Origin of the sequence: Cupriavidus cauae, assembly GCF_026210475.1 — a bacterium.
Lineage (GTDB): Bacteria > Pseudomonadota > Gammaproteobacteria > Burkholderiales > Burkholderiaceae > Cupriavidus > Cupriavidus cauae.
In genome coordinates this window covers 1,009,269-1,033,607 of record NZ_CP080294.1, presented here as the reverse complement: position 1 = coordinate 1,033,607, position 24,339 = coordinate 1,009,269, and the positions used below count along the sequence as shown (strand labels likewise).

At 69.0% G+C, this 24,339-nt stretch carries 18 protein-coding genes; 5 read left to right on the top strand and 13 right to left on the bottom strand.

Translation table 11 applies throughout. From position 1 onward, the window contains the following. Positions 1–29: 29 nt before the first annotated feature. From KZ686_RS19960 to KZ686_RS19950, 3 genes are read right to left on the bottom strand one after another with little or no spacing between them, the layout of a single operon-like run. Positions 30–977, bottom strand: coding sequence for a glycosyltransferase family 2 protein (locus tag KZ686_RS19960; protein ID WP_149318571.1), 948 nt, complete (start codon positions 975–977; stop codon positions 30–32). Beyond that, on the bottom strand, positions 974–1,735 hold the full coding sequence (locus KZ686_RS19955; RefSeq protein ID WP_226106915.1) for a ChbG/HpnK family deacetylase: 762 nt from the start codon (positions 1,733–1,735) through the stop codon (positions 974–976). The genes KZ686_RS19960 and KZ686_RS19955 overlap by 4 nt, the downstream gene beginning before the upstream one ends. A 20-nt stretch (positions 1,736–1,755) precedes the next feature. Next, complete coding sequence (locus tag KZ686_RS19950; protein WP_150082810.1) at positions 1,756–2,961, bottom strand: glycosyltransferase; 1,206 nt, start codon at positions 2,959–2,961, stop codon at positions 1,756–1,758. An 847-nt stretch (positions 2,962–3,808) separates the two neighbouring features. On the opposite strand from KZ686_RS19950, the gene KZ686_RS19945 reads away from it, so the two are divergent. From KZ686_RS19945 to KZ686_RS19925, 5 genes are all read left to right on the top strand, one after another. Then, positions 3,809–4,741, top strand: a complete 933-nt coding sequence (locus tag KZ686_RS19945) for a response regulator transcription factor (RefSeq protein WP_149318574.1) — start codon at positions 3,809–3,811, stop codon at positions 4,739–4,741. A gap of 353 nt (positions 4,742–5,094) precedes the next feature. After that, positions 5,095–6,189 carry a polysaccharide biosynthesis/export family protein gene (locus tag KZ686_RS19940; protein ID WP_149318695.1) on the top strand — a complete coding sequence of 365 codons (1,095 nt, stop codon included), beginning with the start codon at positions 5,095–5,097 and terminating at the stop codon, positions 6,187–6,189. A gap of 9 nt (positions 6,190–6,198) precedes the next feature. Beyond that, positions 6,199–6,663, top strand: coding sequence for an arsenate reductase/protein-tyrosine-phosphatase family protein (locus tag KZ686_RS19935; protein WP_149318575.1), 465 nt, complete (start codon positions 6,199–6,201; stop codon positions 6,661–6,663). Further along, positions 6,660–8,903: a polysaccharide biosynthesis tyrosine autokinase gene (locus tag KZ686_RS19930; RefSeq protein ID WP_149318576.1), complete on the top strand. Its 2,244-nt coding sequence runs from the start codon at positions 6,660–6,662 to the stop codon at positions 8,901–8,903. Before KZ686_RS19935 ends, KZ686_RS19930 begins: the two co-directional genes overlap by 4 nt. Before the next feature lie 274 nt (positions 8,904–9,177). Continuing rightward, a complete protein-coding gene (locus tag KZ686_RS19925) occupies positions 9,178–9,696 on the top strand; it encodes a hypothetical protein (protein WP_149318577.1) in 519 nt (172 codons plus the stop codon). Between the two features lie 74 nt (positions 9,697–9,770). Here the strand turns inward: KZ686_RS19925 and KZ686_RS19920 are convergent, their stop codons facing one another. The 10 genes from KZ686_RS19920 to KZ686_RS19875 form a co-directional block, all read right to left on the bottom strand. After that, a complete protein-coding gene (locus KZ686_RS19920; protein WP_265635157.1) occupies positions 9,771–11,570 on the bottom strand; it encodes an alpha/beta hydrolase in 1,800 nt (599 codons plus the stop codon). Between the two features lie 234 nt (positions 11,571–11,804). Continuing rightward, on the bottom strand, positions 11,805–14,183 hold the full coding sequence (locus KZ686_RS19915) for a polysaccharide biosynthesis tyrosine autokinase (protein ID WP_322784964.1): 2,379 nt from the start codon (positions 14,181–14,183) through the stop codon (positions 11,805–11,807). A 27-nt stretch (positions 14,184–14,210) separates the two neighbouring features. Continuing rightward, positions 14,211–14,933, bottom strand: coding sequence for a Crp/Fnr family transcriptional regulator (locus KZ686_RS19910; protein ID WP_006577453.1), 723 nt, complete (start codon positions 14,931–14,933; stop codon positions 14,211–14,213). Between the two features lie 306 nt (positions 14,934–15,239). Continuing rightward, positions 15,240–18,119, bottom strand: a complete 2,880-nt coding sequence (locus KZ686_RS19905) for a glycoside hydrolase family 2 protein (protein ID WP_265635155.1) — start codon at positions 18,117–18,119, stop codon at positions 15,240–15,242. Positions 18,120–18,186: 67 nt separating this feature from the next. Beyond that, entirely contained in the window at positions 18,187–19,179 is a 993-nt protein-coding gene (locus tag KZ686_RS19900) for a DUF1839 family protein (RefSeq protein WP_187829212.1), read from the bottom strand. Then, positions 19,172–20,185: an amino acid--[acyl-carrier-protein] ligase gene (locus tag KZ686_RS19895; RefSeq protein ID WP_265635152.1), complete on the bottom strand. Its 1,014-nt coding sequence runs from the start codon at positions 20,183–20,185 to the stop codon at positions 19,172–19,174. The genes KZ686_RS19900 and KZ686_RS19895 overlap by 8 nt, the downstream gene beginning before the upstream one ends. A gap of 11 nt (positions 20,186–20,196) precedes the next feature. Beyond that, the gene (locus KZ686_RS19890; protein ID WP_265635150.1) at positions 20,197–21,432 is read right to left on the bottom strand and encodes an acyl-CoA dehydrogenase family protein; all 1,236 of its coding nucleotides are present in this window, start codon (positions 21,430–21,432) and stop codon (positions 20,197–20,199) included. After that, positions 21,429–21,680, bottom strand: a complete 252-nt coding sequence (locus KZ686_RS19885) for an acyl carrier protein (RefSeq protein ID WP_265635148.1) — start codon at positions 21,678–21,680, stop codon at positions 21,429–21,431. Before KZ686_RS19885 ends, KZ686_RS19890 begins: the two co-directional genes overlap by 4 nt. A 107-nt stretch (positions 21,681–21,787) precedes the next feature. Further along, complete coding sequence (locus KZ686_RS19880; protein WP_265635146.1) at positions 21,788–23,200, bottom strand: undecaprenyl-phosphate glucose phosphotransferase; 1,413 nt, start codon at positions 23,198–23,200, stop codon at positions 21,788–21,790. Positions 23,201–23,309: 109 nt separating this feature from the next. Next, entirely contained in the window at positions 23,310–24,017 is a 708-nt protein-coding gene (locus tag KZ686_RS19875; RefSeq protein ID WP_265635144.1) for a phosphatase PAP2 family protein, read from the bottom strand. Positions 24,018–24,339: the final 322 nt, after the last annotated feature.

Below are 24,339 nucleotides of genomic sequence, written 5' to 3'. Positions count from 1 at the left end.
TTCTCTCCAGCGGTGGCGGCGCACGCCGGCTACAGGGGTAACTGCATCGCCCGTCTTCGCTGCTCCTGTACCTTCAGCACCACCATGTATTCGTAGATCGATACCAGCACGCAGTAATGAAATCCGGCCTTCCCGTCGATGAAACCGAACTTCAGCAGGTACAGGTACAGAAAGCGCGCCACCGGCCGCATCGGCAGGCGGAACGACAGCTCTTTCAGCGCCCGCCGGCGCGCCGGCGGATCGGAGGCCAACAGCGAGGAAAAACGGAACTTGTCCTCGTCCAGACTGCGGATGGTCTCCAGCGCCTCCCCCATCGAATATTTGTTGTGCTTGTCGAACCAGGCGTCGAAGCCCTTGTTGAAGCTGTAGTGCAGGAAATGATGGCGCAGGAAGCCGACCGACCCGTCGACCACCGGCGCCGGATTGACCAGCCGCTCCCAGCGCACCTTGTCCGGCTGGAAGAAGCGCAGCACCCAGATTGGATAGCCGCCGGCGAAGCGGATCCATTTGCCGAGAAAGTAGTTCTTGTAGCGCACGCGGTAGGCCACGGGCGCTTCGGCCTCGTCGCCCGGCACCCGGTCGGCGATCTCGCGCAGCTCCACCGCCAGCTCCGGGCTGACCACTTCGTCCGCGTCGGAGTAGTAGACCCACCGATGCTTGAAGTCGATGTTCTCGTTGGCCCAGTTCTGATGGGCCGACCAGTTGTCGAACTTGCGCTGGAACACGCGCGCGCCGTGGCGCCGCGCGATCTCCAGCGTCTGATCCGTGCTGTACGAGTCCAGCACGACGACATCGTCGCACCACGACACCGACTCCAGGCACCGTGCGAGGTTCTTCTCCTCGTTCAGCGTCAGGATCAGCACCGACACCTTGGCGGTCTTGCACGGCACGGCATGCGCGCCGTCGGCGGCGGCCTGCGGCGTATCGGGACGCGTCACCGCCTGCGCCGGCAGGCTACGGGCCAGCGGAGCGGTCATTGGCCGTACCTCCGCAGCGCGATGCCGGCGCGCTGCAGCGCCGTGCGCAACTCGGTGGCGCTGACCAGCGGTTCGGTCTCGCAGCGCCGCCAGGGCTCCGCAAAGCCGGGATGGACAGAGATCTCGGTGAGCCCGTCGCGCAGCAGCTCCGGCAGCCGCGCGGCCCAGTCGGTGTTGTCGTGATTGATCGCGCCGTAGTAATGGGTATGGCGCAGCCCGTTGAAGTAGCGCTGGCAATAGTTGTTCATCACCGCCTGGCGCGGATTGGCGGTGAAGTAGAAGTTCTGCGGCCGCCGTACCCATTCGAGGCCGGCCCGTTCGAGTTCGGTGCGCAGCGCGCTGATCACGATGGGAAACTTGTGCAGATGGCCGTGGCTGTCGACATGGGTCACCTCGACGCCGTGGTCGCGCAGCTCTTCGAGCTGCACGCGGAACTCGCGCGCGATATCGTCCTCCGACAGCATCCAGGCGAGCGCGCGCACGCGCTGCCGATGGCTGGCGCGAAAGCGCCCGTCGGGCGTGCACAGCGACGAGGTCCGGCCCGCATGCGGCAGATGGCCGTCGACCATGTTGAAATGCAGGCCGAACGAGAAGCGCCCCCGGTTGCGGCGCGCGTAGTCGTACGCCTGCTGCGACGCCGGCCGGCCGGTCATGATGGTGGCGCTGGTCAGCAGCCCGGCCTCGAAGCAGGCAATGGTGGCGTCGCAGGTATCGGCATCCCAGCCGAAATCGTCGGCATTGAGGATCAGTTCTCGCATGTCAGTCTCCCGGTCAACCGCTAAGGGGCCGCATGCGAAAGCGCCGGTCCGGAATCGCGGTCGGCCGGCGGCGCGCCATCGGCGCGGCCCTGAATGATGTCGAGCAGGCGTTGTCCGACCTGCCTGCTCTGGAAGCGCCGCGCGAACGAGGCCGGCGCGGCGGCGCGCATGCGCGCGCGCGTGGCCGCGTCGGCGGCCAGCCATTCGCGCAGCGCCTGTTCGGTGCCGTCGACCGTGTCGGTGCGCACGATGCCCGCGCCGTCCGCCTCGATCTCGCGCCAGATATTGACCTTGTCGGAGATCAGCACCGGCACGCCGCAACCGAGCGCCTCGACCACCGCGACGCCGAAGTTCTCCTGGTGCGAGGGCAGGCAGAACACTTCGGCGGCATGGAAGGCACCCCACTTCTGCGGGCCGGACAGCATGCCGGTCCACACCACGCGCGGGGCGACGCCGACCCTCTCGGCCAGCATCTCCAGGTCCTCGCGCAACGCCGGCGCGCCCGGGCCGGCAATCACCAGCTGCAGCGCGGGATCGACGTTCGCCACGCGCGCGAAGGCCTCGATCAGCAGATCGCAGCCCTTCTTCTCGTGGATGCGCCCGAAGAACAGCACGATGCGCTTGCCCTCGGTCTGCGGAAAGGCCGCGTGAAAGGCCGCGCGCAGCGTGCCGTCGTCGGCCGGGGGCTGCGCGGTGCCATAGGACGCGATGCGTTCGGTGCAGTGGTACCAGGGAAACGACAGGCGCGCGCGCCGGCGCTCTTCGTCGCAGGTGAACAGCACCCCGGTGGCATGGCGCAGCGCGCGGCGCTCGAACAGCAGCCAGTACACCAGCTTCTTCAGATGCTTGAGCGGATAGCGGGTCTTGAACCAGGGGTCCAGCATGCCGTGGGTGAACACGTAATACGGCACCTTGCCGCGCAGCACCCAGAGCGCGGCCAGGCTGTGGAACTGCCAGAGACCTTCGATGATGACCGCGTCGTAGCGCGTGCCGTGTTCGCGCAGCCACGGCAGCAGGCGCGGGTTATAGGTGTAGATGCCCTTCGAAGGCCCCAGCGCGATCACGTTGAGCTCGCTCTCGCGCACCCATGGCGCATTCGGATCGTCGCCGCAGACGACATCGACATGCACGCCGCGTTCGACCAGCGGCATGCGCAACTGCCGCAAGCCTTCGATCGGGCCGCCGCCGGCCGGATTGATAGTCGCAATGATGTGAAGAAGCTTCATGGCCCTGACCGTATCGGCATGCAGCAGGATGGGATGGCGCACAGCGACGAACATGCCGCGCCAAGACGCGCCGTGCTGGCGGGCGGCGCTCCGTGCCACAAAGCGTAGGCAGCGCGATGGGCAAGCTCTGTTCGTTGGCGCACCCAGCGGGCGTGGCGCGACAGGGTCCCGCGCCGGGCGGATGCCCTCCGCACGAACGGCGGCAGGACGGCGGCAGAAGGGTGGAAGCAGGGTGGAGGGAGGGACGATGCGCCCTGCCTCGCGGTCATCATCCTGATGGTGGAGAACCCACTCATCCATTTGGCGGGCCCCCCGTTCGTGGGGCCCCGTCCGTGTGCGCGGCGCGATCCGTGACGGTGCGGGCCGCTGCTGTTTCAGCGCTGTATCGATGGCCCGGGCGAGGCTGGATCTACTGCGATGGGAACGCCATCGGCGATGACACGAGTTTCAACGCTGAAACATTATCGAACGAGCGTTGTTTCATTATTGAAACTCTAATGGGCGCATTTATTCTCACCCATTTGGGGAGGCTGGAAACGCTTATGGATCAAGGGTTACCGGATTATGAAAAGTGGGGGTAATCCCATCCTTCCGGGTCCCTGGGAGGTGACTTGATTTCGACTGACTCAACCCATAAGATGCCCTAAACGGATTAAAGATAAATGTTTTGGGGTGGGGAACAGGGTCGGCTATCGGGGCCGGCGCACCACAGTGGCCTGGTGATGCCGAGACCGACAGACGGGGGGAAGGCCTGAGCCGCTTCGCCGGGAAGTCGCCTGCGATGAGGCAACTGCATTCACCAGTGTATTTACCTGTTTTCCGCCCACAGATACGGGGGAAAAAGAACATGAATGCACTGTTGATTGAAAGCCATCCCTTGCTCCGGCTGGGCCTGCACCAGATGCTGGAGCGCATCGAGGGGATCGATCAGGTCATCGCGATCGATCCCGCCGATGTCTCTCTTCTTGACGGCACCGACGGCGATACCGACCTGATGGTGTTCGGCATGCCGCAGGATGTCGACGCCGGTTGGCAACTGCTGACCCAGGTCCGCCGCGTGCTCAACGCCCAGCGCGTGCTGCTGCTCTCCGATATGGTGCCGCTGCAGGTTCCGGCTGCCGCCATGGCGCAGGGCGTGTGCGGCTGCCTGCCGAAGTCCGCCTCGCTCGCCGTGCTCGAAGCGGCCATTCGCCTGGCGATGGTGGGCGGCTATTTCGTGCGCGGCAACGGCGCGGCGGGCACGCTGTCGTCCTCGCTGCCGGCCGGCTATGGCGGTCCGGTGGTCGCGCCGCCCTCGCTCGGCGTGCGCCCCACGATGACGGGCAGCGCCACGGTGTCGCCGCATCCCGCGATGCCGGCGTCTTCGCGCAGCGGCATCGTGCCGCCGCACGCTGCCGCGGCCGCGCCGCGTCCCGCACCGGTCGACACCGGCAGCGCGGAAGCGACCTACTACGACGAAGCCGAAATGCTGCAGATCACGCCGCGCCAGTACGAGGTGCTGGTGCTGCTGGCGCGCGGCCATCCGATCAAGACCGTCAGCCGCATGCTCAATATCTCGGTGGCCACGGTCAAGAGCCACGCCTGCACGCTGTACCAGCGTCTGAAGGTGCGCAACAAGGGCGAGGCGGTCTACACCGCGCTGCAACGCGGTGCCAAGCTCGAATGGGTCAACGGCGACGGCGCGGCGCCGGTTGCGTCGGTCACGCGCATGCCGCGTCCGGCGAACGAACGCGCGGAGATTACCGAACTGCCGCTGCAGGCCGGAGGCGGCATGCGCTGACGCCAGGCGGGGTTCGAACGAAGGCGGGCCGGATGAAATCCGGCCCGTTTTTTTTTTGCGTGATACGCGCGCTTGCGCGAGTTCGAACACTGGCAAGCGCGTCCTCGCCAACCCCTTTCGTTCCCCTTGCGTTGGGCTCCCGATCCACTCCGCATCAAATGTGTGACAACGCACCGATACCCAGTGCCTGCGCGGACACGATGGCAGCATCCGGGGGACATGGCCGTGCGCGTGTCCATGTGCAAGTCGCAGTGGGGGAGGTTACCATGAAAGCATTGGAACAGCATCAGCAACGCGGTCCACGCAGTGTGCGCCGCGGTCGAGCAGTGGCGGGGCTGGTCGCGGCCGGCGCGATGGGAGCGGCGGCGCTGCTGGCCGGCTGCGCCAGCTCGCCGGGCATGTATTTCGACAAGCAGGCGCCGGTCTCCGCCATCGGCCCCGATGCGGTGCCCAAGATCACGCCGATCACGATGGACCTGGTGCGCGAGCTGCGCAACAACTCGCGCCGCGAGAACGAGAACGTCGAGGAGCTGTTCGCCGCGCCGCAGCCGTATCGCGTGGGCCCGGGCGACATCATCTCGGTGGTGGTCTGGGACCACCCCGAGCTGGTCTTCCCGACGCAGACCTACAGCATCGGCCAGGCCTACGAGCTGCCCGCCACCGGCGGCAGCGCCAACGTGCCCGGCTATGTGGTCAGTCCCAACGGCGACATCCAGTTCCCGTACGCGGGCGTGATGAAGGTTGGCGGCAAGACCGCCAACGAGGTGCGCGACCAGATCGCCAAGGCGCTGTCGCGCGTGGTGCGCGACCCGCAGATGACGGTGCGCGTGCTGGCCTTCCGCAGCCAGCGCGTCTATGTCGACGGCGAGGTCAAGACGCCCGGCATGCTGCCGATCGACGACGCGCCGATGACGCTGGTCGAGGCGCTGAACCGCGCCGGCGGCGTGCTGACGCAGACCGGCGACAGCAGCCGCATCCGCGTGACGCGCGGCGAGCGCAGCTGGTACATCAACATGCCGGCGCTGCTGGCCAAGGGCGTCGACCCGTCGCGCATCCTGCTGCGCAACGGCGACATCGTGCGCGTCGAACAGCGCGAGGACAGCAAGGTGTTCGTGACCGGCGAAGTGCTGCGGCCCACCGCGCTGCTGATGCGCAACGGACGCATGACGCTGAACGAGGCGCTCGGCGATGCCGGCGGCGTGAATCCGAGTTCGGCCAGCGCCGACCAGATCTACGTCATCCGCAAGACCACCGCCGGCGAAGAGCCGAAGGTGTTCCACCTGGACGGCAGCTCGCCGGTGGCCCTGGCCATCGCGGAAGGATTCGAGCTCGAGCCGAAGGACGTCGTCTATGTCGATGCCCGCGAACTGGTGCGCTGGAGCCGCGTCATCAACCTGCTGATTCCGTCGACCCAGCCGGTGATCGGCACGGCCGGCGTGGTCCGATAGGCGGGCGCGATGATCCGAACCATATTGGTGGTCTGCATCGGCAATACCTGTCGAAGTCCGATGGCCGAAGCGCTGCTGCGGCAGGCGCTGCCAACGTGCGAGGTCGCCTCCGCCGGACTGGCACCGCCGGTCGGCGCGGCGGCGCATCCGTGCGCGATCGCGCTGATGGCCGCCGAGGGGCATGAACTGCGCGGGCATCGCGCCCGCGTCGTCGACGCGCAGCTGGTGGACTGGGCCGATCTGGTGCTGGTGATGGACCTCGAGCAGCGCGACGAGGTCGAGCGCCGGTTTCCGGATGCACGCGGCCGCGTCTATCGCATCTGCGAGTTCATCGCGGCCGACGTGCCCGATCCCTTCGGCGGTTCGCACAGCATGTTCGCCATCGCACTCGGCTTGATCAAGACGGGCATCGAATCCTGGTCGGTACGCATAAGAGCCATTGCGCCGGCCGAATGTCACGGGGAGGCATCATGAATAGCAACAACATCCGGAGCACCCACTCCGAGCGCGCCGACGAGCGCGATGGCATGGTCGATCTGACCTCCTGGTTCGACGTGCTGGCGCGATACCGCTGGACCTTCCTGACGGTGGCGGGCCTGGTCATCGCGCTCGGTGCGATCTATGCGCTGATCGCGCGCCCGGTCTATCGCGCCGACATCATGGTGCAGGTCGAGGAGAGCACCAACACCACCGCGGCGACCAACCGCGTGGCCGCGCAGATCTCGCCGGTGATCGAGGTCAAGTCGGCCGCCTCCGCCGAGATCGAGCTGCTGCAGTCGCGCATGGTGGTCGGGCGCGCGGTCGACAACCTGATGCTGAACATCGAGGCGTCGCCGCGCTACTTCCCGATCGTGGGCCGCGCGATCGCGCAGAACAACAGCGAGCTGTCGCAGCCGGGCCTGTTCGGCTGGGGCGGATTCGCCTGGGGCAGCGAATCGATCGCGGTCAGCGAGCTGACGGTGCCGGCCGAGATGGACGAGCGCAAGATCACGGTGACCGCGCTCGGCAAGGGCGATTACCGCGTCAGCTTCGCCAGCGATCCGGCCCGGGCCAACGGCAAGGTCGGCGAGCCGCTGACGGTGAAGACGGCCTACGGCCCGGTCAACCTGACCATCAGCAAGCTCGATGGCCGTCCCGGCGCGCAGTTCGAACTGCGCCATCTGCCGCGGCTGGCCGCGATCGCCCGCCTGCAGCAGCAGCTTCACATCATGGAACGCGGCAAGCAGAGCGGCGTGATCGGCGTCACGCTCGAAGGCGATTCGCCGCAGCTGACCGCGGCGATCCTGAACGAGATCGGCATGGAGTATGTCGAGCAGAACGTACGGCGCAAGGCCGCCGAAGCCGAGAAATCGCTCGAATTCCTGCAGGGCCAGATGCCGCAGCTGCGCCAGCAGGTCGAGGCCGCCGAATCGCGCTATAACGCGATGCGCAACCAGCGCGGCACGGTGGACCTGAGCGAGGAATCGAAGCTGATCCTGGCGCAGTCGGTGCAGATCCAGACCCGCCTGCAGGAACTGAAGCAGAAGCGGCAGGAACTGGCGATGCGCTTTGTCGGCGACCACCCCAGCATCACCGCGATCGACAGCCAGATCGACAGCCTGACCGCGCAGCTGAACGGCGTCACCGGGCGCATCCAGCGCCTGCCCGATGTCGAGCAGAACGTGCTGCGCCTGATGCGCGACGTCAAGGTCAATACCGAGCTGTATCAGGCCCTGCTCAACGACGTGCAGCAGCTCAAGCTGATGAAGGCGAGCAAGGTCGGCACCGCGCGCCTGGTCGATCCGGCCAGCGTGCCGCTCAAGCCGGTGCGGCCGAATCGCCCGCTGATCGTCGCGGTGGCGGTGGGCCTGGGCGTGCTGGCCGGCCTGCTGATGGTGGTGGTGCGCCGCTCGCTCGACGGCGGACTGACCGATGCCGACGAGATCGAGCAGCATACCGGCCTGACGGTCTACGCGACGATCCCGCAGAGCCAGCAGCAGGCGCGCAAGTTCGGCGGCGCCAGGCCGCTGCCTGGCCTGCTCGCGCTGCAGGAGCCCGAGGACCCGGCGATGGAAAGCCTGCGCAGCTTCCGCACCGCGCTGCAGTTCGCGCTGGTCGGCAGCCGCAACCGCATCGTGGTGATCACGGGCCCCGCACCGGGCGTCGGCAAGTCCTTCATCGCCGCGAACTTCGCCGCGATCCTCGGTGCCGGCGGCAAGCGCGTCGCGCTGGTCGACGCCGACCTGCGCCGCGGCGGCCTGAACCACCGCTTCGGCTCGCGCCGCTCGCCGGGGCTGAGCGACGTGCTGCTCGGCACGCCGCTGGACAAGGTGGTGCAGCGCCAGGTCGCCCCGGGGCTGGACTTCATCCCGACGGGGACGCAGGCGCCACAGCCGGCCGACATGCTGAACAGCCCGGGCATGGAGGCGCTGATCGATGAACTGAAGTCGCGCTACGACGTGGTGCTGATCGATTCGCCGCCGGTGCTGGCGGCGGCCGATGCCGGCATCCTGGCCAGCAGGGCGGGTGCGGTCTTCCTGGTGGCGCGCGCCGATGTCACCACGGCGAGCGAGCTGCAGGCGACCGACAAGGCAATCCGCCATGCCGGCGGCGACGTCAAGGGCGTGCTGTTCAACGGCCTGCATGTCGAAGGCCGCTGGTACCGCTCGCACTACCACTTCGGCAAGTATCGCTATATGAACCAGTACAGCGCGATCAAGGCCAAGCGCGCCTGATCCGCACGGGCTTGCACCCTACCGTCGTATCAACGCCGATCCCCGCCGCGCGCGGGGATCGGCGTTTTGTAGGACAGCCGGCGCGCGCCGCGTAGGAACGCGCTGTCGGTCTTTCGGCCATTTGTAAGGAGTTGTTGAAAGGCGGAAACGGCGACGAGCGCTTGCCATCAAAAATCGAGCGGGCGGCAGCATCCTTCGATCGCGTGCCGCCACCGTCGTCCCCGCGGCCCCATCGGCCGCGGGCTTCGTTCGATAACAACTCAAGAGGTCCGATATGTCCCGAAACCTGACTGTGCGCACCCGAACCGCCCTGGCGGCGCTGGCCGCGGGTCTGATCAGCGCGACCGCCTTTGCGCAGGCGCCGATGGCGCCCTCCACCGGCACCGGTGCCGATACCAGCGTTGGCGCGGGCGCCGCCGCTGGCGCCGGTGGTACTGGTGTCGGCGCTGGCGCTGGTGCCAGTGTTGGCGCCGGCGCCGGTGCCGGCACGATGGCGCCCGCCGGCGCGGCTTCGACCATGCCGACCACCGGCCCCGCTCCCGGCAGCGTTCCGGCCGGCATGGTCGCCACGCCGTACGGCCCGGGCGTCTACCAGCTCCAGCCGAAGCTCGATCCGCTGGTCGAGCGGCGCATGGCACGCGCCGAGGCACGCGGCGAGTACCGCGAGCGCAAGTCCGAAGCGCGGCAGGAATACAAGCAGGAAGTGAAGGCCGCCAAGCAGGAACGCAAGCAGGAGATGCGCGAGGCCAACGAGGAGGCCAAGCGCGAACTGACCACGCCGCCGGCGCGCTGATGCGTCGCGGGCCGCCCCTGGCCCCGGACGAAGGCCAAGCGCCAGTCCGGGGTCTGCGGGGGCGGGCCCGCGGGCTAAGCGGCCGAAGACGCGGCCAGCGAAGACGTGGATGTCGCCGCCACCGGCGCCCCGGACGCCGCCAGATGCCGCATCAGGCAAGCCGCGAATTGCGCGCGGCTCTCCGCGAGAAACAGCGAATGGTCCAGCCGCGGCAGTACATGGGCGCGAATGCCGCTCATCGGCGCCAGCGCCTCCAGATGCCGGCCGAAGCGCGCACGCGCCTGCTCCAGGCCGATATCCCCCGCCCCATACAGCAGATCGACGCGCACGCCGCGGCGTTGCAGGCTGTGCATCGCCTCGCGCGCATACGCGTCCAGATCCTTCGCGCCCGGTTCGGCGCGGGCGCGGCTCGGCAATAGCCGGCGCGCCAGCGCGGCGGCATGCGGCCACGGATCGATCTCGCCGCGCAGCAGCCGCAGCCATTGCGCCGGATTGCGCGCGGCGGCCAGGTAGACCCGCGTCGATTGCGGCTGCGCATCGGCGTCGGCTTCGGCTTCGGCATTTGCCCCGTTGCCGCCGTCCCGGCTGTCCCAGCGGAATTTGAGCAGATTGGCGAGCACCAGCCCATCGATCGGCGCGGCCGCCAATGCCGCCTGCAGCGCGAGAAAGCCGCCCGAGCAAACCCCCGCCGCCACCACGCGCCGATAGCCGCGCGCCTTGAGCCACGCCGCCGCGGCCGCGACATCGCGCCATGGCTGCTCGCCATAGAGCGCCGCGATCCGCATCGTGCGAGCGGCCAGCGGACTGTCGCCCAGTGCCGATACGTCGAGCCGCAAGGCCGCGACGCCGGCATGCGCGAGCTGGCGCGACAGCGTGACGAACAGCCGGCAATCGCCGACATGATGGTTGCCGCCGGTGTTTGGAAACAGCACCGCGATGCCGCTCGTATCGGCGCCGTCCTCGGGCGTGCACAGCACGCCGAACTGACGGCCGCCATCGAGCCACACCGGCTGCTCCACGATCCCCTCGACGCGCAACACGGCATCGTCCGGGACATCGCAAGACGGCTTGGCCCGGCGCGCCACCGAAGCGGCCGGACCCAGCCATTGCGCGATCTGCTGCCACGCCTGCTCGGGCACGCTGCTGTTCTCCGCCGAGCGCATCATCGCGGGATACTCGTCGAAGTCGAGCCGCGTCACCTGCACGCCCTGCGCACGATAGCGGCCCGCCAGCGCGGCGACCGGCGAACCGGCGCCGGGCCACGCATCGAGCAGCAGCACGCGCGGCGCGGGACAGGTGGCACGGCGTTCGAGCCGCAGGCTCTCGAGCAAGGCCACCGCGTCGGACGGCAACCGATAGCCCAGCACCTCGCAGCTGCCATCGCACGGCGGCGCCACCGGAATATCGGGGATCGCGTTATTGCACCAGCTGCCTTGCAGCGCGCGCAGCTCGCGCAGATAGGTGCGGCCGGTCACCGGCGGCGCCAGCAGGATCAGTCCGTCGGGACGCTGCCCGCCGTCGTTGGCCATCGCCTCGGCGGCCAGCACCGCAAGCGTCGCACCCAGGCGCAGACCGCACAGCACCACGCGCTCGACCCCGGTATGCGCGCGCAGCGTCTGCGCGGCGCGCACGATGCTGTGCGCACAGGCGCTGAGACGATCGGGACCCTCGTCGGAACCCGCCGAATCGCCGCAGCCGGGATAGTCGAAGCGCAGCACCGGCATGCCGGCGCTGGCGAGATCCGCGGCCAGGTGCCGCCAGGCGCGATGCGACCACATCGCTTCGTGGCCCCACGGCGCGCACAGCACCACGCCGGTTGCGCCAGGGCCGGCATGCAGCCAGCCGACGCAGTGGTCGAACGCCACTCGCTTCATCGGTCTTCCCCCGGATGCCGACAAGGCGCGCGGGCAAGAGCCCGCGCATGCCTCTTCGAAACCTTCTTGCTGCTTCTGCAATCCTGCCCGGCGCCCACGCAGAAACGGGTACGCTGCCCGCTTCATGCCTTCATGCCTTCATGCCTTCATGCCTTCATGCCTTCATGCCTTCATGCCTTCATGCCTTCATGCCTTCATGCCTTCATGCCTTCATGCCTTCATGCCTTCATGCCTTCATGCCTTGCCCGCTCCTGCCGCCACCGGACGTTCGAGGGCACGGGCCGCCGGTGTGGCTGGCGGCAGCGGCATGCCAAGATACGGATTGATGGTGGCGAAGTCCGCGCGGTTGCTGCGGCGCTGGGCCACGCCGTTGATGATGCCGCCCGCGATGCGCGCGTCGGCGCGCGCAAGCCGCTTGAGCGTGTCGTCGACCTGGCCGGGCAGCGTCACGTCGGCGCGCATGACCAGCAGCGTCGAGCCGGCCAGGCTGGCGATCAGCATCGCGTCCGCGACCGACAGCACCGGCGGCGTATCGACGATGACCAGGTCGAAACGCTCCTTGCACTGCTGCAGCGCGTCCTTCAGCGTCGGCAGCATCAGTAGCTCCGACGGATTGACCGGCGTGGCACCGGCGCCGAGGATGCACAGGCCCGCTACCACGGTCGGCTGCACCGCCGCCCCCACCGGAATGCGGCCGGCCAGCACGTCCGACAATCCCGGCTCGGCCGCCTGACCGAACCACGTCGCGACCTTGCCGCGCCGCATGTCGGCATCGATCAGCAGCACGCGTTGGCCGGCCTCGGCGAACAGCACCGCAAGGTTGACCGCGGCGAAGGTCTTGCCCGCGCCCGGCGCTGGACTGGTGATCGCCAGCACGCCATCGGGGGCGCCGCGCAGGCCGAAGTACAGCGAGGCCCGCACGCTGCGCAAGCCCTCGACCGCCAACGCATGCGGCGAGCGCCGCGCCAGCAGGAAGCGATCGTGCAGCCCGTTGGCGCTGCGCGCGCCGGCCTGCGGATCGGCGCCGCCTTGCGCCTCGGCCAGCGCGGTGCCGGGCGCGGGCGCGGCCAGCCGTTGCCGCGCGGCGTCGGCGAGCCCCATTGCCGCCATCGCACCGAAGCGCCGTTCGAGCTCGGCCTGGCGTTCGAGCTCCGCCTGCTCGTCGCTGAAGGCGACATCGCCCAGCATCGACAGGCCCAGGCGCGCCTCCGCCTCGCTGGCATCGGCGACCACCGGCTTGACACGCCGGCGCAGCATCACGCCGCCGATCGCCAGCGCCAGCGCGGCCGCGCCGCCGGCTACCGCCGCCGGCCATGGGCCGACGCCGACCGGCACGGTCGAGGCCGCGGCGGCATCGACGATGCGCACCGCGCTGCTGCGGTCGGCCTGCACCAGCGACAGCTGTTCGATCTTGCGGCGCAGGGTCATGTACATGTCCTCGGCCACCTTGACGTCGCGCGTCAGCGCCACCGATTCGCGCTCGGACAGCGACAGGTTCTGCATGCGCTCGTCGAGTTCGCGCCGCTCGCGGATCAGCTGCTGGATCTGGCTGTCGACGGTCTTCACCTCGTTGGCATCGGTGGTGAAGCGCTGCAGCAGCTTGGTACGCTCGAGCCGCAGCGCGGCGATCTGGCGTTGGTACTCCATGCTGCCTTGCAGATACGACTGCGCGTCCTGCGTCGGCTGGATCGAGCCGGAGCGCGAACGGTAACGCGTCAGCGCCGCCTCCGCGCGTTCGAGCTCGGCCTGCACGCGCGGCAGCTCGGCCGCAAGGAAGGCCAGCGACTCGGCCGCGTCGCCGCGCCGCGCGCTGGTCTGGCCGCGGATATAGCCATCGGCGATGCCGTTGACCAGATCGGCGGCCTGCTTGCGATCGCCGCTCTGCCAGGACAGCCGCACCGTGCCGCCCGGCATTTCGCTGACCTTGAGCTGGTTCGCGACGGCGTCGACCGTGGCCACCGGATCGCGCCGCATCAGCGTGAAGCGCGTGCCCGGCCGCGCGTCGATGCGCGAGATCAGCACCTCGACGCCATCGACCGCCGCCGACTCGCCGACTCGGCCTTCGAGCAGCGTACGGTTGCCATCGCTCAAGCGAAACGCGCCGCCGCTGAGCACCTCCAGCGTCAGCGGCTTGTTCAGCAGCCGCTCGGGCACCGCCAGCGTATCGAGCGCGATGCGCTCGCCGCCCCATGCATAGCCCATTCCCGGCGGCCAGGCGCCGCGCACCTGTCCCGGCTCGGACAGGCGTGCCGCCAGGGCACCGACCAGCGGCGCGCGCACGGGCTCGGCGGTGATGCCGAGCCTGAGCTGCTCGATCACCGGCGCGGCCACCGCGCGGCTCTTCAGAATGCTGGCGTCGAAGCCAGCGGCCGGAGTCGACGGCGCACCCGGTGCGCCGGCGACCACAACGTCAGGCTGCGCGACCTGGATCAGCGCCGCGGCCTCGTAGCGCGGCGGCACCGTCAACGCGGCCAGTCCGGCCACGGCGGCGCCGGCCAGCGTCGCACCGACCAGCAGGCCGGCGCGATCCTGCAGCGCACGCGCATAGCCGGCCGGCCGCTGCGGCACCACGTTGGGAGCCGGCATCGTTCCGGCGAAAGACAACCTGTCCACGGCAATCTCCTGACGCACTGGCGCAGTTCACGCTTCGGCGAGGGCCGGCAGCAGCCGGTCGAACTCGCGCTTGACGAGCTTGTAGCATTCGCACGAATGCGCTTCGAGCCCATGACGATCCAGCACCGTGATATGGCCGCGGCTGTGATGGATCAGGCCGAGGTCCTCCAGCTTGCCGGCGGCCTCGGTCACGCCCTCGCGGCGCACGCCGAGCATGTTGGCGATGACCTGCTGCGTGATCACCAGCTCGTTGGTCGCCATGCGATCGAGCGCGAGCAGCAGCCAGCGGCACAGCTGCTTGTTCAGCGAATGATGGCGATTGCAGACCGCGGTCTGCGCGATCTGCGTCAGCACGGCCTGCACGTACAGCAGCGTGGCGCGCTGGATCGTCGGCGAGCGCATGAACTCCTGGCGCAGCGTGCCCGCCGACAGCCGATAGGCAAAGCCGGGCGTGCGCACCTCGACGCGGCACGGCATGGTGTCGCCGCCGGTCAGCACCGGAATGCCGACCAGGCCCTCGTTGCCGATCGCGGCGATCTCGGCCGTCGCGCCGTTTTCCAGCAGCGACAGCATCGACACGATCGCCGTGGTGGGAAAGTACACATGGTGGATGCGTTGACCCGAGTCGGTGAGCAGTTGTCCCGCACGCATCCGCACCAGCTCCAGATGACCCGACAGCGTCTCCCACTCCTTGCGCGGCAGCGAGGCCAGCAGGTGGTTGACGTGCAAATCCGAACGTTGACCGATCATTTCTGTTCTCCCTTCTTGTCCTTTTTGTTGCTGTTTTTCCCCCGCCTCGCACCAGGACCCATCGACGACGTCCGTCACAACCACGAGACAGCGATGCTGACCGTGACGGCGACGCGGTGCGGCTTGCGTGCTTCCATTAAGTTCCATCTGTGGGACGCCCAACAGTAGCCGCACGGCTGAAACCTGCTCATCCTTCGGTAGGTGGGAATCGGGAGGGAGCCGCGTTACAGCGGTGCAACCTTTTGGCACGGCGCAGCGGCGATGCCCGCGCGCGTTGTGATGGGGATTGGCTTGCGCGACGATGCGCTACGCGCCGTAGCCAAGTGGACGAGGCGCGTTCAGCGCGCGAATCTCACCCATCGGGATGGCGGTGTTCGCCAGACGGTTTAGGCCTTCTCCGCCGCCTTCATTGCCGTGCCCCTCGCGATCACGTGGTCCCTCGTCGGCACGCAGCAGCACACGGCGGCTCGCACCCGGTGCGAGATGGAAGTAATCGCTTGCCGGTTGCAGGTTCGCATCGTCGATCTGCACCCAGCGCGCGAAGCGGCGCGCCGATATCGTCAGCCACCACTGACCGTCGATGCGCTCGACCTGCGCATGCAGCTCGGGCGGCGCGAGCGCGTTGGCACTGCGATCGGGCAGATAGAAGGCTTCGCTGACGAGCGAGCCACTGGCGTCGAACCACGCCGCATGCACCACGTCATGCAGGCGCGGGCCGAAACGATAGGCATGGGCGAAGTCGAAGAATTCGCCCGCCAGCTCGGCGCCGCTGACGCATTGCACCGAGCGCGGCGCCAGCGTGAAGTCGCGTGCCACGTCGAGCAGCGGCGTCAGTCCGTCGCGCAGGCAGCGCAACTGCAGGCGCATCGGCTGCGGGGCCGCGGTCTCGTTGATCAGGTGCACATGCACGCCGTTCAGCCCTTCGCCGGTAAGCAGCACTTGCCGCGGCTGCCAGACCTGGCGCAGCGCATGCCAGGCGGATTTGGGCCGGCGCAGCGCATCGACGATGCCCCAGCCGGCGCCCGGGGCCAGGTCCTGCCATTGCCACACCAGTCCTCCGGCGCAGCTGGAGCCCGCGCGGCGCCATTCGGCGAAGACCTCGCTCATCAGCTCGGCGACGACCGCACGCGAGCACTGCAGATAGCGCGCCGGATCCTCCCTGCGCAGGCGCGCGGGATCGACGGCGTACAGCGATTGCAGATAGAAGTCGCGCACGTCCTCGAAGTCCCAGCTCGCACCGGCATCGCGCGGCACCGCGCGCTTCCAGCGCGGGTCGTGCACCGGCGCGACGCCGGCCATCGCCTCGCGCAGCGTGCGCTCGCATGGCACGTTGGCGAAGGCCAGGCATTCGGCGGCAAAACGCACGCGCGCGCGCCGCGCATCGTCGAGCGGCCGTTGGTAGGCGCCGACGCCGTAGTAGTGGCTGACGCCGCGATCGGGCTGGAATGGCCACGCACCGCCGCTGGGCGAGTTGCGGACATACGGCACGGCAACACCATGCGCGGCGATGCAGTCGGGAATCACCGTGTCGAACAGCGGCTGGCGCCACGCCTCGCGCGGGGCTCCTAGCATCGCCGCCTGCTGTTCCGCCTCGCTGCCGCCGCACAGCACGGCCAGGCTCGGATGGTGGCCATGCGCGGCCAGCCATTGGTGCACCTCGCGGCGTGCGTCGTCGAGCAGCGCGGCGGCGGAGCCGGCCTGGGCGCTGGTCCCGGAGTTGGTTGCGGCGTCAGTCCCGGCATTGGTCCCGGCATTGGTCACGGCATTGGACGCTGCGTTGATGCCGCCGCTCGGCCCGACGTTGGCCGAATAATCGAAGTTGGCAAACAGGAAGTCCTGCCAGACCAGCAGGCCCATCGCATCGCAGGCCGCGTAAAACGCCTCGCCCTGATAGCACGTCACGCCGCTGATGCGGATCATGTTCATGTTGGCGTCGCGCGCCTGTTCGAGCCACGCGGCGCAGGTCCGCGCATCGGGCGCGTGGCCATGCAGATCGAGGCTGGCCACGCAGGCGCCGCGGCAGAACACCGGCACGCCGTTGACGCGAACGACGAAGCCGCCGTCGCGCTCGTCGACATCGACGTGCCGGAAGCCGACGCGCGCACACGGCAGCGTCTGCGCGCCGGCGCGCAGCATCACGTCGTACAGCACCGGCTCGCCGTGCGTGTGCGGCCACCATTTGCGCACGCGGGGCACGCGTACGCTGCCGTGCCATACAAGGTCGTGTTGCGGGCTGCGCTGTGGGCCGCGCTGTGAGCCGTGTCGTGGGCCGTGCTGCGGGCCGTGCTGTGGGCCGTGCTGTGGGCCGTGCTGCGGGTCGTGCTGCGCGTCGTGTAGCGGGTCGTGCTGCGCGTCGTGTAGCGGGTCGTGCCGGCATGTCAGCGCGGCCTCGTGGCCGTCGACGATCACCGTCAGCGGCCCTTGCGGGAGCGCAGCGACGCCGCGCACGTGCACCGATACGATGCCGTCGTCGCCGTCCAGGCGCGCGATCGTTTCACAGCGGGCGGCGTCGAGCGCTCGCGCGGGCGCAGGCATCGGCAGCAGATCGATCTCGCGCCACGGGCCCACCGCGTGTACCGATGGACACCAGCCGGGCATATGGCCCAGCAGCGTGGTACGGACATGCCGCAACGACGGCAGCGACACCAGCCGCGGCTTCCATCGCACCGGACCGCGCCGGCCGCGCAGCGCGCGCTCGAGCGAGCGAAAGCACAGCGTCAGCGTGTGAGCACCGGACAGCGTCAGTGCGATCTCGTGTTCGACGAACATCGAGCGGCTGTCGAGCACGCGGGTGTCGTCGAGCCACACCTCGCAGATCGTGGCGAGGCCGCGCAGCCGCAGGCAGTGGGCGCCCTCGCCGGAGATCGGCACGCGATACCAGTAGTCGCGCTGGTGCAGCGCGGGCGGCGCCTCGGCGCACCAGCGGCCCGCCGCCTGCAGCGCCTGCGCGACGGTGCCAGGGACCGGCGCCGGCAACCAGCCCACATTGCCCGGCACGGCGTCGGGCAAGTCGGGCGGCAAGTCGGGCGGCAAGTCGGCGGGCAAGTCAGTCGGCAAGTCAGTCGGCAAGTCGCCCGGCAACTCCGACGGCCTGGCGATCGCATCGGCCCCGGTTTCCAGCATCCGCCACGGGCCGGCCAGCGGCTGCCGCGTCAGCGGCCGGCCCAGCGGCATGGCCGCCGCCATCCGTTCGCACACATCGGGCGCGGTCGTCGCTACGGCCGTGGGCGCGGTCGCGAGCGCGCCCGCGGCGTCAGGGCTCGCCCTCGCCGACATAGGCGGCAAGCGCCGGTACCGCGGCCTCGTAGCAGGCTTCCATCTGGTCCAGGCAATCCTGGCAAGCGTCGGGCCGGCGGCCGAGGATCGAGCGGATCAGCCGGAACTGCATCACCATCGCCTCCGATGCCAGCCGCTGGCAGGCCGTGGCGATCGCGGCCGGCAGCGGCTGTCCCTGCAGGCTGAGCCAGCGCAGGTACTTGCCCAGCAGCTCGAAGTTGGCGCCCAGCTGGCGCAGCACGTTGAAGGCGTACGGGTGGAAGGCCGGTTCGCCGCGCACCGCCAGTTCGTCCAGATGCTGCGGAAACACCTGCCGGTACGCCGCGATCGGGTTCTGCCGGGGTCGCCGCGCCAGATGCCGCCGCAACAGCGCCAGCGACGCGCGCAGCAGCATCGGCCCGGACAGCGGCGGAAAGCGCCGCCGCACCACCTCGGCATACGGGAACAGCAGATTGGGATCGGCCTGCAGGTCGGGCAGCAAGCGGAACAGCCCCGCATAGTCGTCGCCGCGTGCGACGTGGTAGCCGTCGTTGTGGTAATAGCCGACGCCGCGCGCCTCGGGCATCAGCACGTCGATGCCGATGGTGGTCTTGGTGTGCTGGCGCCGGTACGAGGTGGCGCGATTGTCCGGCAGGTAATAACCGTCGACCTCGAGCAGCACCACATGGCCGCGCGCGGTCTGCGTCGCGACATGGCGCTCCATCGCGTCGTAGAGCGAGAGCTCCTGCACCACCACGCCATAGAGCCGCTCCAGGTCGTCGACCGGGTATTTGAAGAAGGTGAATTGATCGCCCTCGAAGTCCTGCGCGACGGTAAACGGCAGCGCCGCCAGCGGATCGAGCTGCCAGCCGTGCAGCAGTTCGATCCACAGGTCGACGTAGCAGTTGGTCTGCGGCCAGACCGCCTGCTCGGTATGCAGGACATGCGAGGCATGCACGGCTGGCGCCAGCCGCCCGGTGCCGTCATACATGGCGCAGTCCCAGCAGCTCGCGCACCTGGCTCGGCCAGCGTGCCAGCGCAAAACCATGGTGGCGCAGCAGCGCCAGAATCAGCCGGTCGATGCCGAAGCCGACGCAACCGGTGTGGGCGCGCGCGCCGTCGGCGGTGCGCAGCGGCCAGACTTCGGCGAAGTGGTCCTTGTGGTAGTTGAAGCTCATGCAGGCAGTCGGCGGGGCGTCGTCGTGGATCGGAATCAACAGTTCGAACTTCAGTTTCTGCTCGCGCTGGCCGTCGGCGACGATCTTGCCGCCGCGGCCGAAGAACGGGTCGTTGGCCAGGTCGAGCTGCCAGGGCAAGGCCAGCTGCTGCGCCAGCGCGCTGCCCCGCTCGATCCACTGCGCGCGGAACGCGGCGACCTGCTCGGCGGTGCCCAGCCGCACGTACTCGCGCATGCGGAACAGCTGCATGCGCGCCGGATCGACCGAGGGCTCATGGCGGAAGCAGTACGACAGCACGTCGACGACTCGGCCCTGCGGCGGCAGCGGTCCGCGCGCGGCCATCACCGGATAGATCGGATAGCAGGCGGCCGGCGTCAGCACCACGCGCGTGGGCCGCTGCTGGTCGGCCCATTCCTCGCCGGCATCGAGCCTGGCCAGCAGCCGGTGATGATCGCGATCGCTGCCGCAGAAGCTGTGCACGGTGCCGGCCAGTTGCGGAAAGCTCTTCAGGTATTCGCTGGCTTCGAAGTCCTGCCGCGCCATCGCCGGCGGAAAGCGCATCACCTCGGCCTGCTGGTCGGCGCCGAGCGCGCCGATGGCGGCGTTCAGGCCGTCGGCAATGGCCTCGAAGTCGGCGCTGCGGCCATACAGGCCATCGACGCCGGTCGGAATCAGCAGGCCGGCCTCGATCAGCGCCTGGCGAAAGCGCCGCTGCGCCGCCAGCGCGGCCTCCTCCGGCGATCGTGACAGGCGCTGCGGCGGCGCCGCGGTGTCGGCAGGCTCGACGGCGCCACCGTGCTGGCCGCTCTGGTAGTCCATGCCGATTCTCCTCAATGCGAACGTTCGGCCAGCAGCAGGCTGGCGGTATTGGCCAGGATGCGGTCGTTGCTGATCATCAGCGGCGCCGACCACAGATCGCGCAGATGGCGGCCGACGCTGAACGGCGTGCCGTGCTTGTAGCCGGCCATGCCGCAGATCAGCAGCGCGATCTGCACCGCCTCGAGCGCCAGCGCCGACACGCTGGTCTTCAGGCCGTTCATTTCGGCGGCAAAGGCAAAGTCCGCGGAGACGGATCGGCCCGGTGTGTGCTGGCGGTAATGCGCGAGCGCCATCTGCACGCGCGCCTCCATCGTGTCGATCATCGCCGCCGCCTCCGCCAGCCGCGTGGCCGACGGCGGCAGCGTGCCGGGACGCGAGCGCGCCTGGCCCTGGAAGAAGGCCTTGGCGCGCTGTACCGCGTCGGCGGCGATGCCGGTCCACAAGGCGCTCCACAGGATGTGCGACACCGGCGTCATGGTCGCGTCGGCGATCTCGCCGAACGGCACCGGCACGATCTGCTCGCAGGCCCCGCGCGCTTCCAGCCGGAAGCCGTTGCTGCAGGTGCCACGCATGCCGAGCGTGTCCCAACCGCTCGTGCATTGCAGCGTGCAATCGCCGCCGAGCACGCAGACCAGCACCTGATCGGACTGGGGAGCCTCCGCATGGCGGCGCGCGGTGGCGAGGATCACGTCGGCCTGCGCGCCGTACGAAATGGTCGGCGCCATCTTGACCAGATGAAAGCGCCCGCCGTCGGTGGCCACCGCGCAGCCGCTGGTACGCAGCGCGCCGCCGATCGACTGCTCCGAGGTGGCCGAGGCCAGCAGCAGCTGCTCGCCGGCGATGCGCGCAAGCAGGCGCTCGTGCCAGATGCTTGCGCGCGCATGCGCGACCAGGCAGGCGACCTGGATCTGATGCATCGCGTAGATCATGCCGGTGGCCGCGCACGCGCCGCCGAGCACGCGGCAGATCGCCGCGATGGTATCGAGCGAAGCGCCGCCGCCGCCGAGTTCCACTGGCACCATCGCACCCAGCAGGGCGCGCTCGCGCAACGCGGCCAAGGCGGCCTCGGGGAACGCCGCCTCGCGGTCCACGCCATCGGCCTGCGCCGCGGCGAGCGGCGCGACGTCACGCGCGGCGGCCAGCGCGTCCCGCGGTGGATGTCCTGCTTCGGGCGCGTCGCCCCCGCCCCAGCCCGGCGCGGCATCGTGCGGGCGCGGCTGCACCGCCTGCACTGCGATCGCGTTCATGCTGCCTCCTGCTGCTGGCGCAGATACACGATCGCGTCTGCCAGCGACTGGATGCTGCGAAACAGCTGGCGCGTCAGCATGCGGTCCGGAATCTCGATATCGAAGGCGTTCTCGATGGCCAGCATCACGTGCACCGTGGCGAGCGACGACAGACCGGCTTCGTAGAGGTCAGCCTGATCGTCCAGCGTGTCCGCTGGCACCTCGAGCCGGCCCACCTCCGCCAGGATCGTGCGTATGGTGGCTTTCATGGTCTCCTCCCCCTGGGGTCTTGGTATGCCCCATTTGGCTCGGCCGTACCCGCCGGCACCGTGCGCTTGCCAACGCACGTTCGCCACAGCCGTGGGTCGGACCCCTTTCAGAATGCGCTCTTGCCGGTCCAGCCATGCAGCGCGGTGCGCGCGATGATCCGCAGGTCCAGCTGGAAGGACCAGTTGCGGATGTAATAGATATCGAACTCGATGCGGGCGCGCATCTTCTCGACCGTGTCGGTCTGCCCGCGCAGGCCGTTGATCTGCGCCCACCCGGTGATGCCGGGCTTGACGCGATGGCGCAGCATGTAGCGGTCGATCAGCTCCTTGTACATCTCGTTGTGTTCGAGCGCATGGGGACGGGGGCCGACCACCGACATCTCGCCGCGCAGCACGTTGAAGAACTGCGGCAGTTCATCGAGGCTGGTACGACGCAGGAAGGCGCCGATGCGGGTCACACGCGGATCGTTGCGCACCGCCTGCGTGACGCCGCGGTCCTGGTGGACCACCATGGTGCGGAACTTGAAGACGTCGAAGGGCTTGCCGTCGATGCCCAGGCGCTTCTGCCGGAACAGCACCGGGCCCGGCGAGGACAGCTTGACGCCGATCGCGATGGCGACCAGCAGCGGCGACATGCCGAGCAGCGCCACGGCGGCGAAGACGCGGTCGAAGCTTGCCTTGAGCAGGCCCGTGATGCGCGAATCGGGCGGGCTGTTCAGGTCGATCACCGGCAGGCCGAGGAATTCGCTGAAGCGGTGGCCGAGCAGCTCGACCGACATGATGTCGGGCACCCAGCGGATGTCGACGAGGTCGTTGCGGAACTGGTAGACCACGTCGCACAGGTCGCGGCATGCCGCCATCGGCAGCGTCAGCCAGATCTCGCGCACGTCCTGGCTGCGCACGAAGCGCGTGACGTCGCTCATCTCGCGCAGGATCGGCACGCCGGAGGGCAGCGCATCGTCGTCGTGGTCGCAGTAGATGCCGACCACGTGGTAGCCAGCCTCGCGGATGCGCTGCACGCGCCGGTACATCTCGTTGCCGAGCGGACCGTAGCCGAAGATCAGCACGCGCTTGGCGTTGATGCCCTGCTGCCGCACATTGCCCAGCAGCTGGTACAGCACCAGCCGCGAGCCGACCAGCGCGAGCGAGACGATGCCGAACCAGGTGGTCGACCATAGCCGCGACACCGCGCCGATCTGATGCATCAGGTAGGCCAGCACCAGCCCGCTGACCGCGACCAGGCTCCATGCCGCCAACGTGCGCAAGCCCAGTGCGGCGCGGCTGCGGCCGCGCCACGATTCGTACAGTCCGCAGGCGGGAAACACGATCAGCGTGGCGACCGCGCAGAACGCGGTCAGGAAGCCGTGCACCGGCGCCGCGGATGCCAGTCCGCCCTCGGGAAACCAGAATTCGCCAACCAGGATGCCGCAGATGCCCACCGTCAATGCATCCGAGACCCGATACAACAGTTGCAGCGCTGTCTGCCGCTCGACGATCGCTTGCGCGCTTGCCGTTGCCATGACCCTCTCCCCTTGCTGCCGTGTTCGATGCCGTGCGTCGGCATATCGCGAACATCGTCGCGCTCGGGTCGGCGTGGGGTCTGTTGGGTCCCCCACACAGGTGGGGCTGCTATACGGGCGAGGAAGACGGCGCGGTAGACGGGAAGGTGGACGCGGCCGGAGGCGCGATCGTCGCCGCTTCGCGCCGCTGCCAATCCTCGCGTTGAAACGGTCGCGCGCGGCCGGACAGATACAGCGCGATCTGTTCGATCCACTGCTCGGTCGGCGCATGCGCGCCCGATGCCGGCACCCCGAGCAGCAAGGCGCCGATCAGCAGCAGCAGCGGCGCGCGCCGCGATCGACGCCACCGCGGTGGCCGCCGCTGGCGCCGCCGCGGCGCGGTGGCCAGCAGATAGCCGCCGCTGACGGCAAATCCCAGCGCCAGTCCGCCCACCACTTCGCTGAGCGAATGCGCGCCCAGCGGCAAACGCGAATAGCCCACCAGCAGCGCCAGCGATGCGCCGAGCGTTGCCGCGATCCACCCGAGGCGCGGCCGCCGTCCCGGTGCGAGCCGATGCAGCAGCACCGGCAGCACGCTCGCCGCCATCATGCTGTGGCCCGAGAAACCGGTGAAGTCCAGCGCCGGCACGCCGATGCCCCAGCCGATAAAGGCCAGCTTCGATGCAAGCGTCAGTCCGGCGTCGGCGGCGAACGCCAGGCACCAGTCGCGCGCCGCGCGCCATTCGCCGCGATGGCACAGCGACAGCAGCAACAGCGCGGCGCACGGCAGCAGCAGCGCGGCGTCGCCGAAGCGCGAAATCAAGTGCCAGTGCCACATGGTGTCGAATGCCCCGCGGAATGCCCCGCGCCGCCGCGGCGCGACCGTGGGCTTTTGGTCCTTTTGGTTGATGGAAGTCGCAAGATCGATTGGATATCGTCAGTCTTGTGGTGGGCCAGGCGGAATCGGCCTGCCACTTTGGAGCCCGCATGGTCCCCCGGTCTGCGGGCTTCTTTTTTCCCCCTTCCTTGCGTTGCGCTCGTCTGCGGTCGTCGTCTGCGGTCGTCGTCTGCGGTCGTCGTCGACGGCCGCGCTCTTCCCAAAAAAGAAAGGACCCCGGCGTGCCGTCTGTCGAGCGGCGGCTCCGCCGTGGTCCGCAGAT

Excerpts from the sequence above, each read along its gene's own strand:
- KZ686_RS19960 (WP_149318571.1), bottom strand. The coding sequence starts at position 977 with ATGACCGCTCCGCTGGCCCGTAGCCTGCCGGCGCAGGCGGTGACGCGT.
- KZ686_RS19955 (WP_226106915.1), bottom strand. The coding sequence starts at position 1,735 with ATGCGAGAACTGATCCTCAATGCCGACGATTTCGGCTGGGATGCCGAT.
- KZ686_RS19950 (WP_150082810.1), bottom strand. The coding sequence starts at position 2,961 with ATGAAGCTTCTTCACATCATTGCGACTATCAATCCGGCCGGCGGCGGC.
- KZ686_RS19945 (WP_149318574.1), top strand. The coding sequence starts at position 3,809 with ATGAATGCACTGTTGATTGAAAGCCATCCCTTGCTCCGGCTGGGCCTG.
- KZ686_RS19940 (WP_149318695.1), top strand. The coding sequence starts at position 5,095 with ATGGGAGCGGCGGCGCTGCTGGCCGGCTGCGCCAGCTCGCCGGGCATG.
- KZ686_RS19935 (WP_149318575.1), top strand. The coding sequence starts at position 6,199 with ATGATCCGAACCATATTGGTGGTCTGCATCGGCAATACCTGTCGAAGT.
- KZ686_RS19930 (WP_149318576.1), top strand. The coding sequence starts at position 6,660 with ATGAATAGCAACAACATCCGGAGCACCCACTCCGAGCGCGCCGACGAG.
- KZ686_RS19925 (WP_149318577.1), top strand. The coding sequence starts at position 9,178 with ATGTCCCGAAACCTGACTGTGCGCACCCGAACCGCCCTGGCGGCGCTG.
- KZ686_RS19920 (WP_265635157.1), bottom strand. The coding sequence starts at position 11,570 with ATGAAGCGAGTGGCGTTCGACCACTGCGTCGGCTGGCTGCATGCCGGC.
- KZ686_RS19910 (WP_006577453.1), bottom strand. The coding sequence starts at position 14,933 with ATGATCGGTCAACGTTCGGATTTGCACGTCAACCACCTGCTGGCCTCG.
- KZ686_RS19905 (WP_265635155.1), bottom strand. The coding sequence starts at position 18,119 with ATGGCGGCGGCCATGCCGCTGGGCCGGCCGCTGACGCGGCAGCCGCTG.
- KZ686_RS19900 (WP_187829212.1), bottom strand. The coding sequence starts at position 19,179 with ATGTATGACGGCACCGGGCGGCTGGCGCCAGCCGTGCATGCCTCGCAT.
- KZ686_RS19895 (WP_265635152.1), bottom strand. The coding sequence starts at position 20,185 with ATGGACTACCAGAGCGGCCAGCACGGTGGCGCCGTCGAGCCTGCCGAC.
- KZ686_RS19890 (WP_265635150.1), bottom strand. The coding sequence starts at position 21,432 with ATGAACGCGATCGCAGTGCAGGCGGTGCAGCCGCGCCCGCACGATGCC.
- KZ686_RS19885 (WP_265635148.1), bottom strand. The coding sequence starts at position 21,680 with ATGAAAGCCACCATACGCACGATCCTGGCGGAGGTGGGCCGGCTCGAG.
- KZ686_RS19880 (WP_265635146.1), bottom strand. The coding sequence starts at position 23,200 with ATGGCAACGGCAAGCGCGCAAGCGATCGTCGAGCGGCAGACAGCGCTG.
- KZ686_RS19875 (WP_265635144.1), bottom strand. The coding sequence starts at position 24,017 with ATGTGGCACTGGCACTTGATTTCGCGCTTCGGCGACGCCGCGCTGCTG.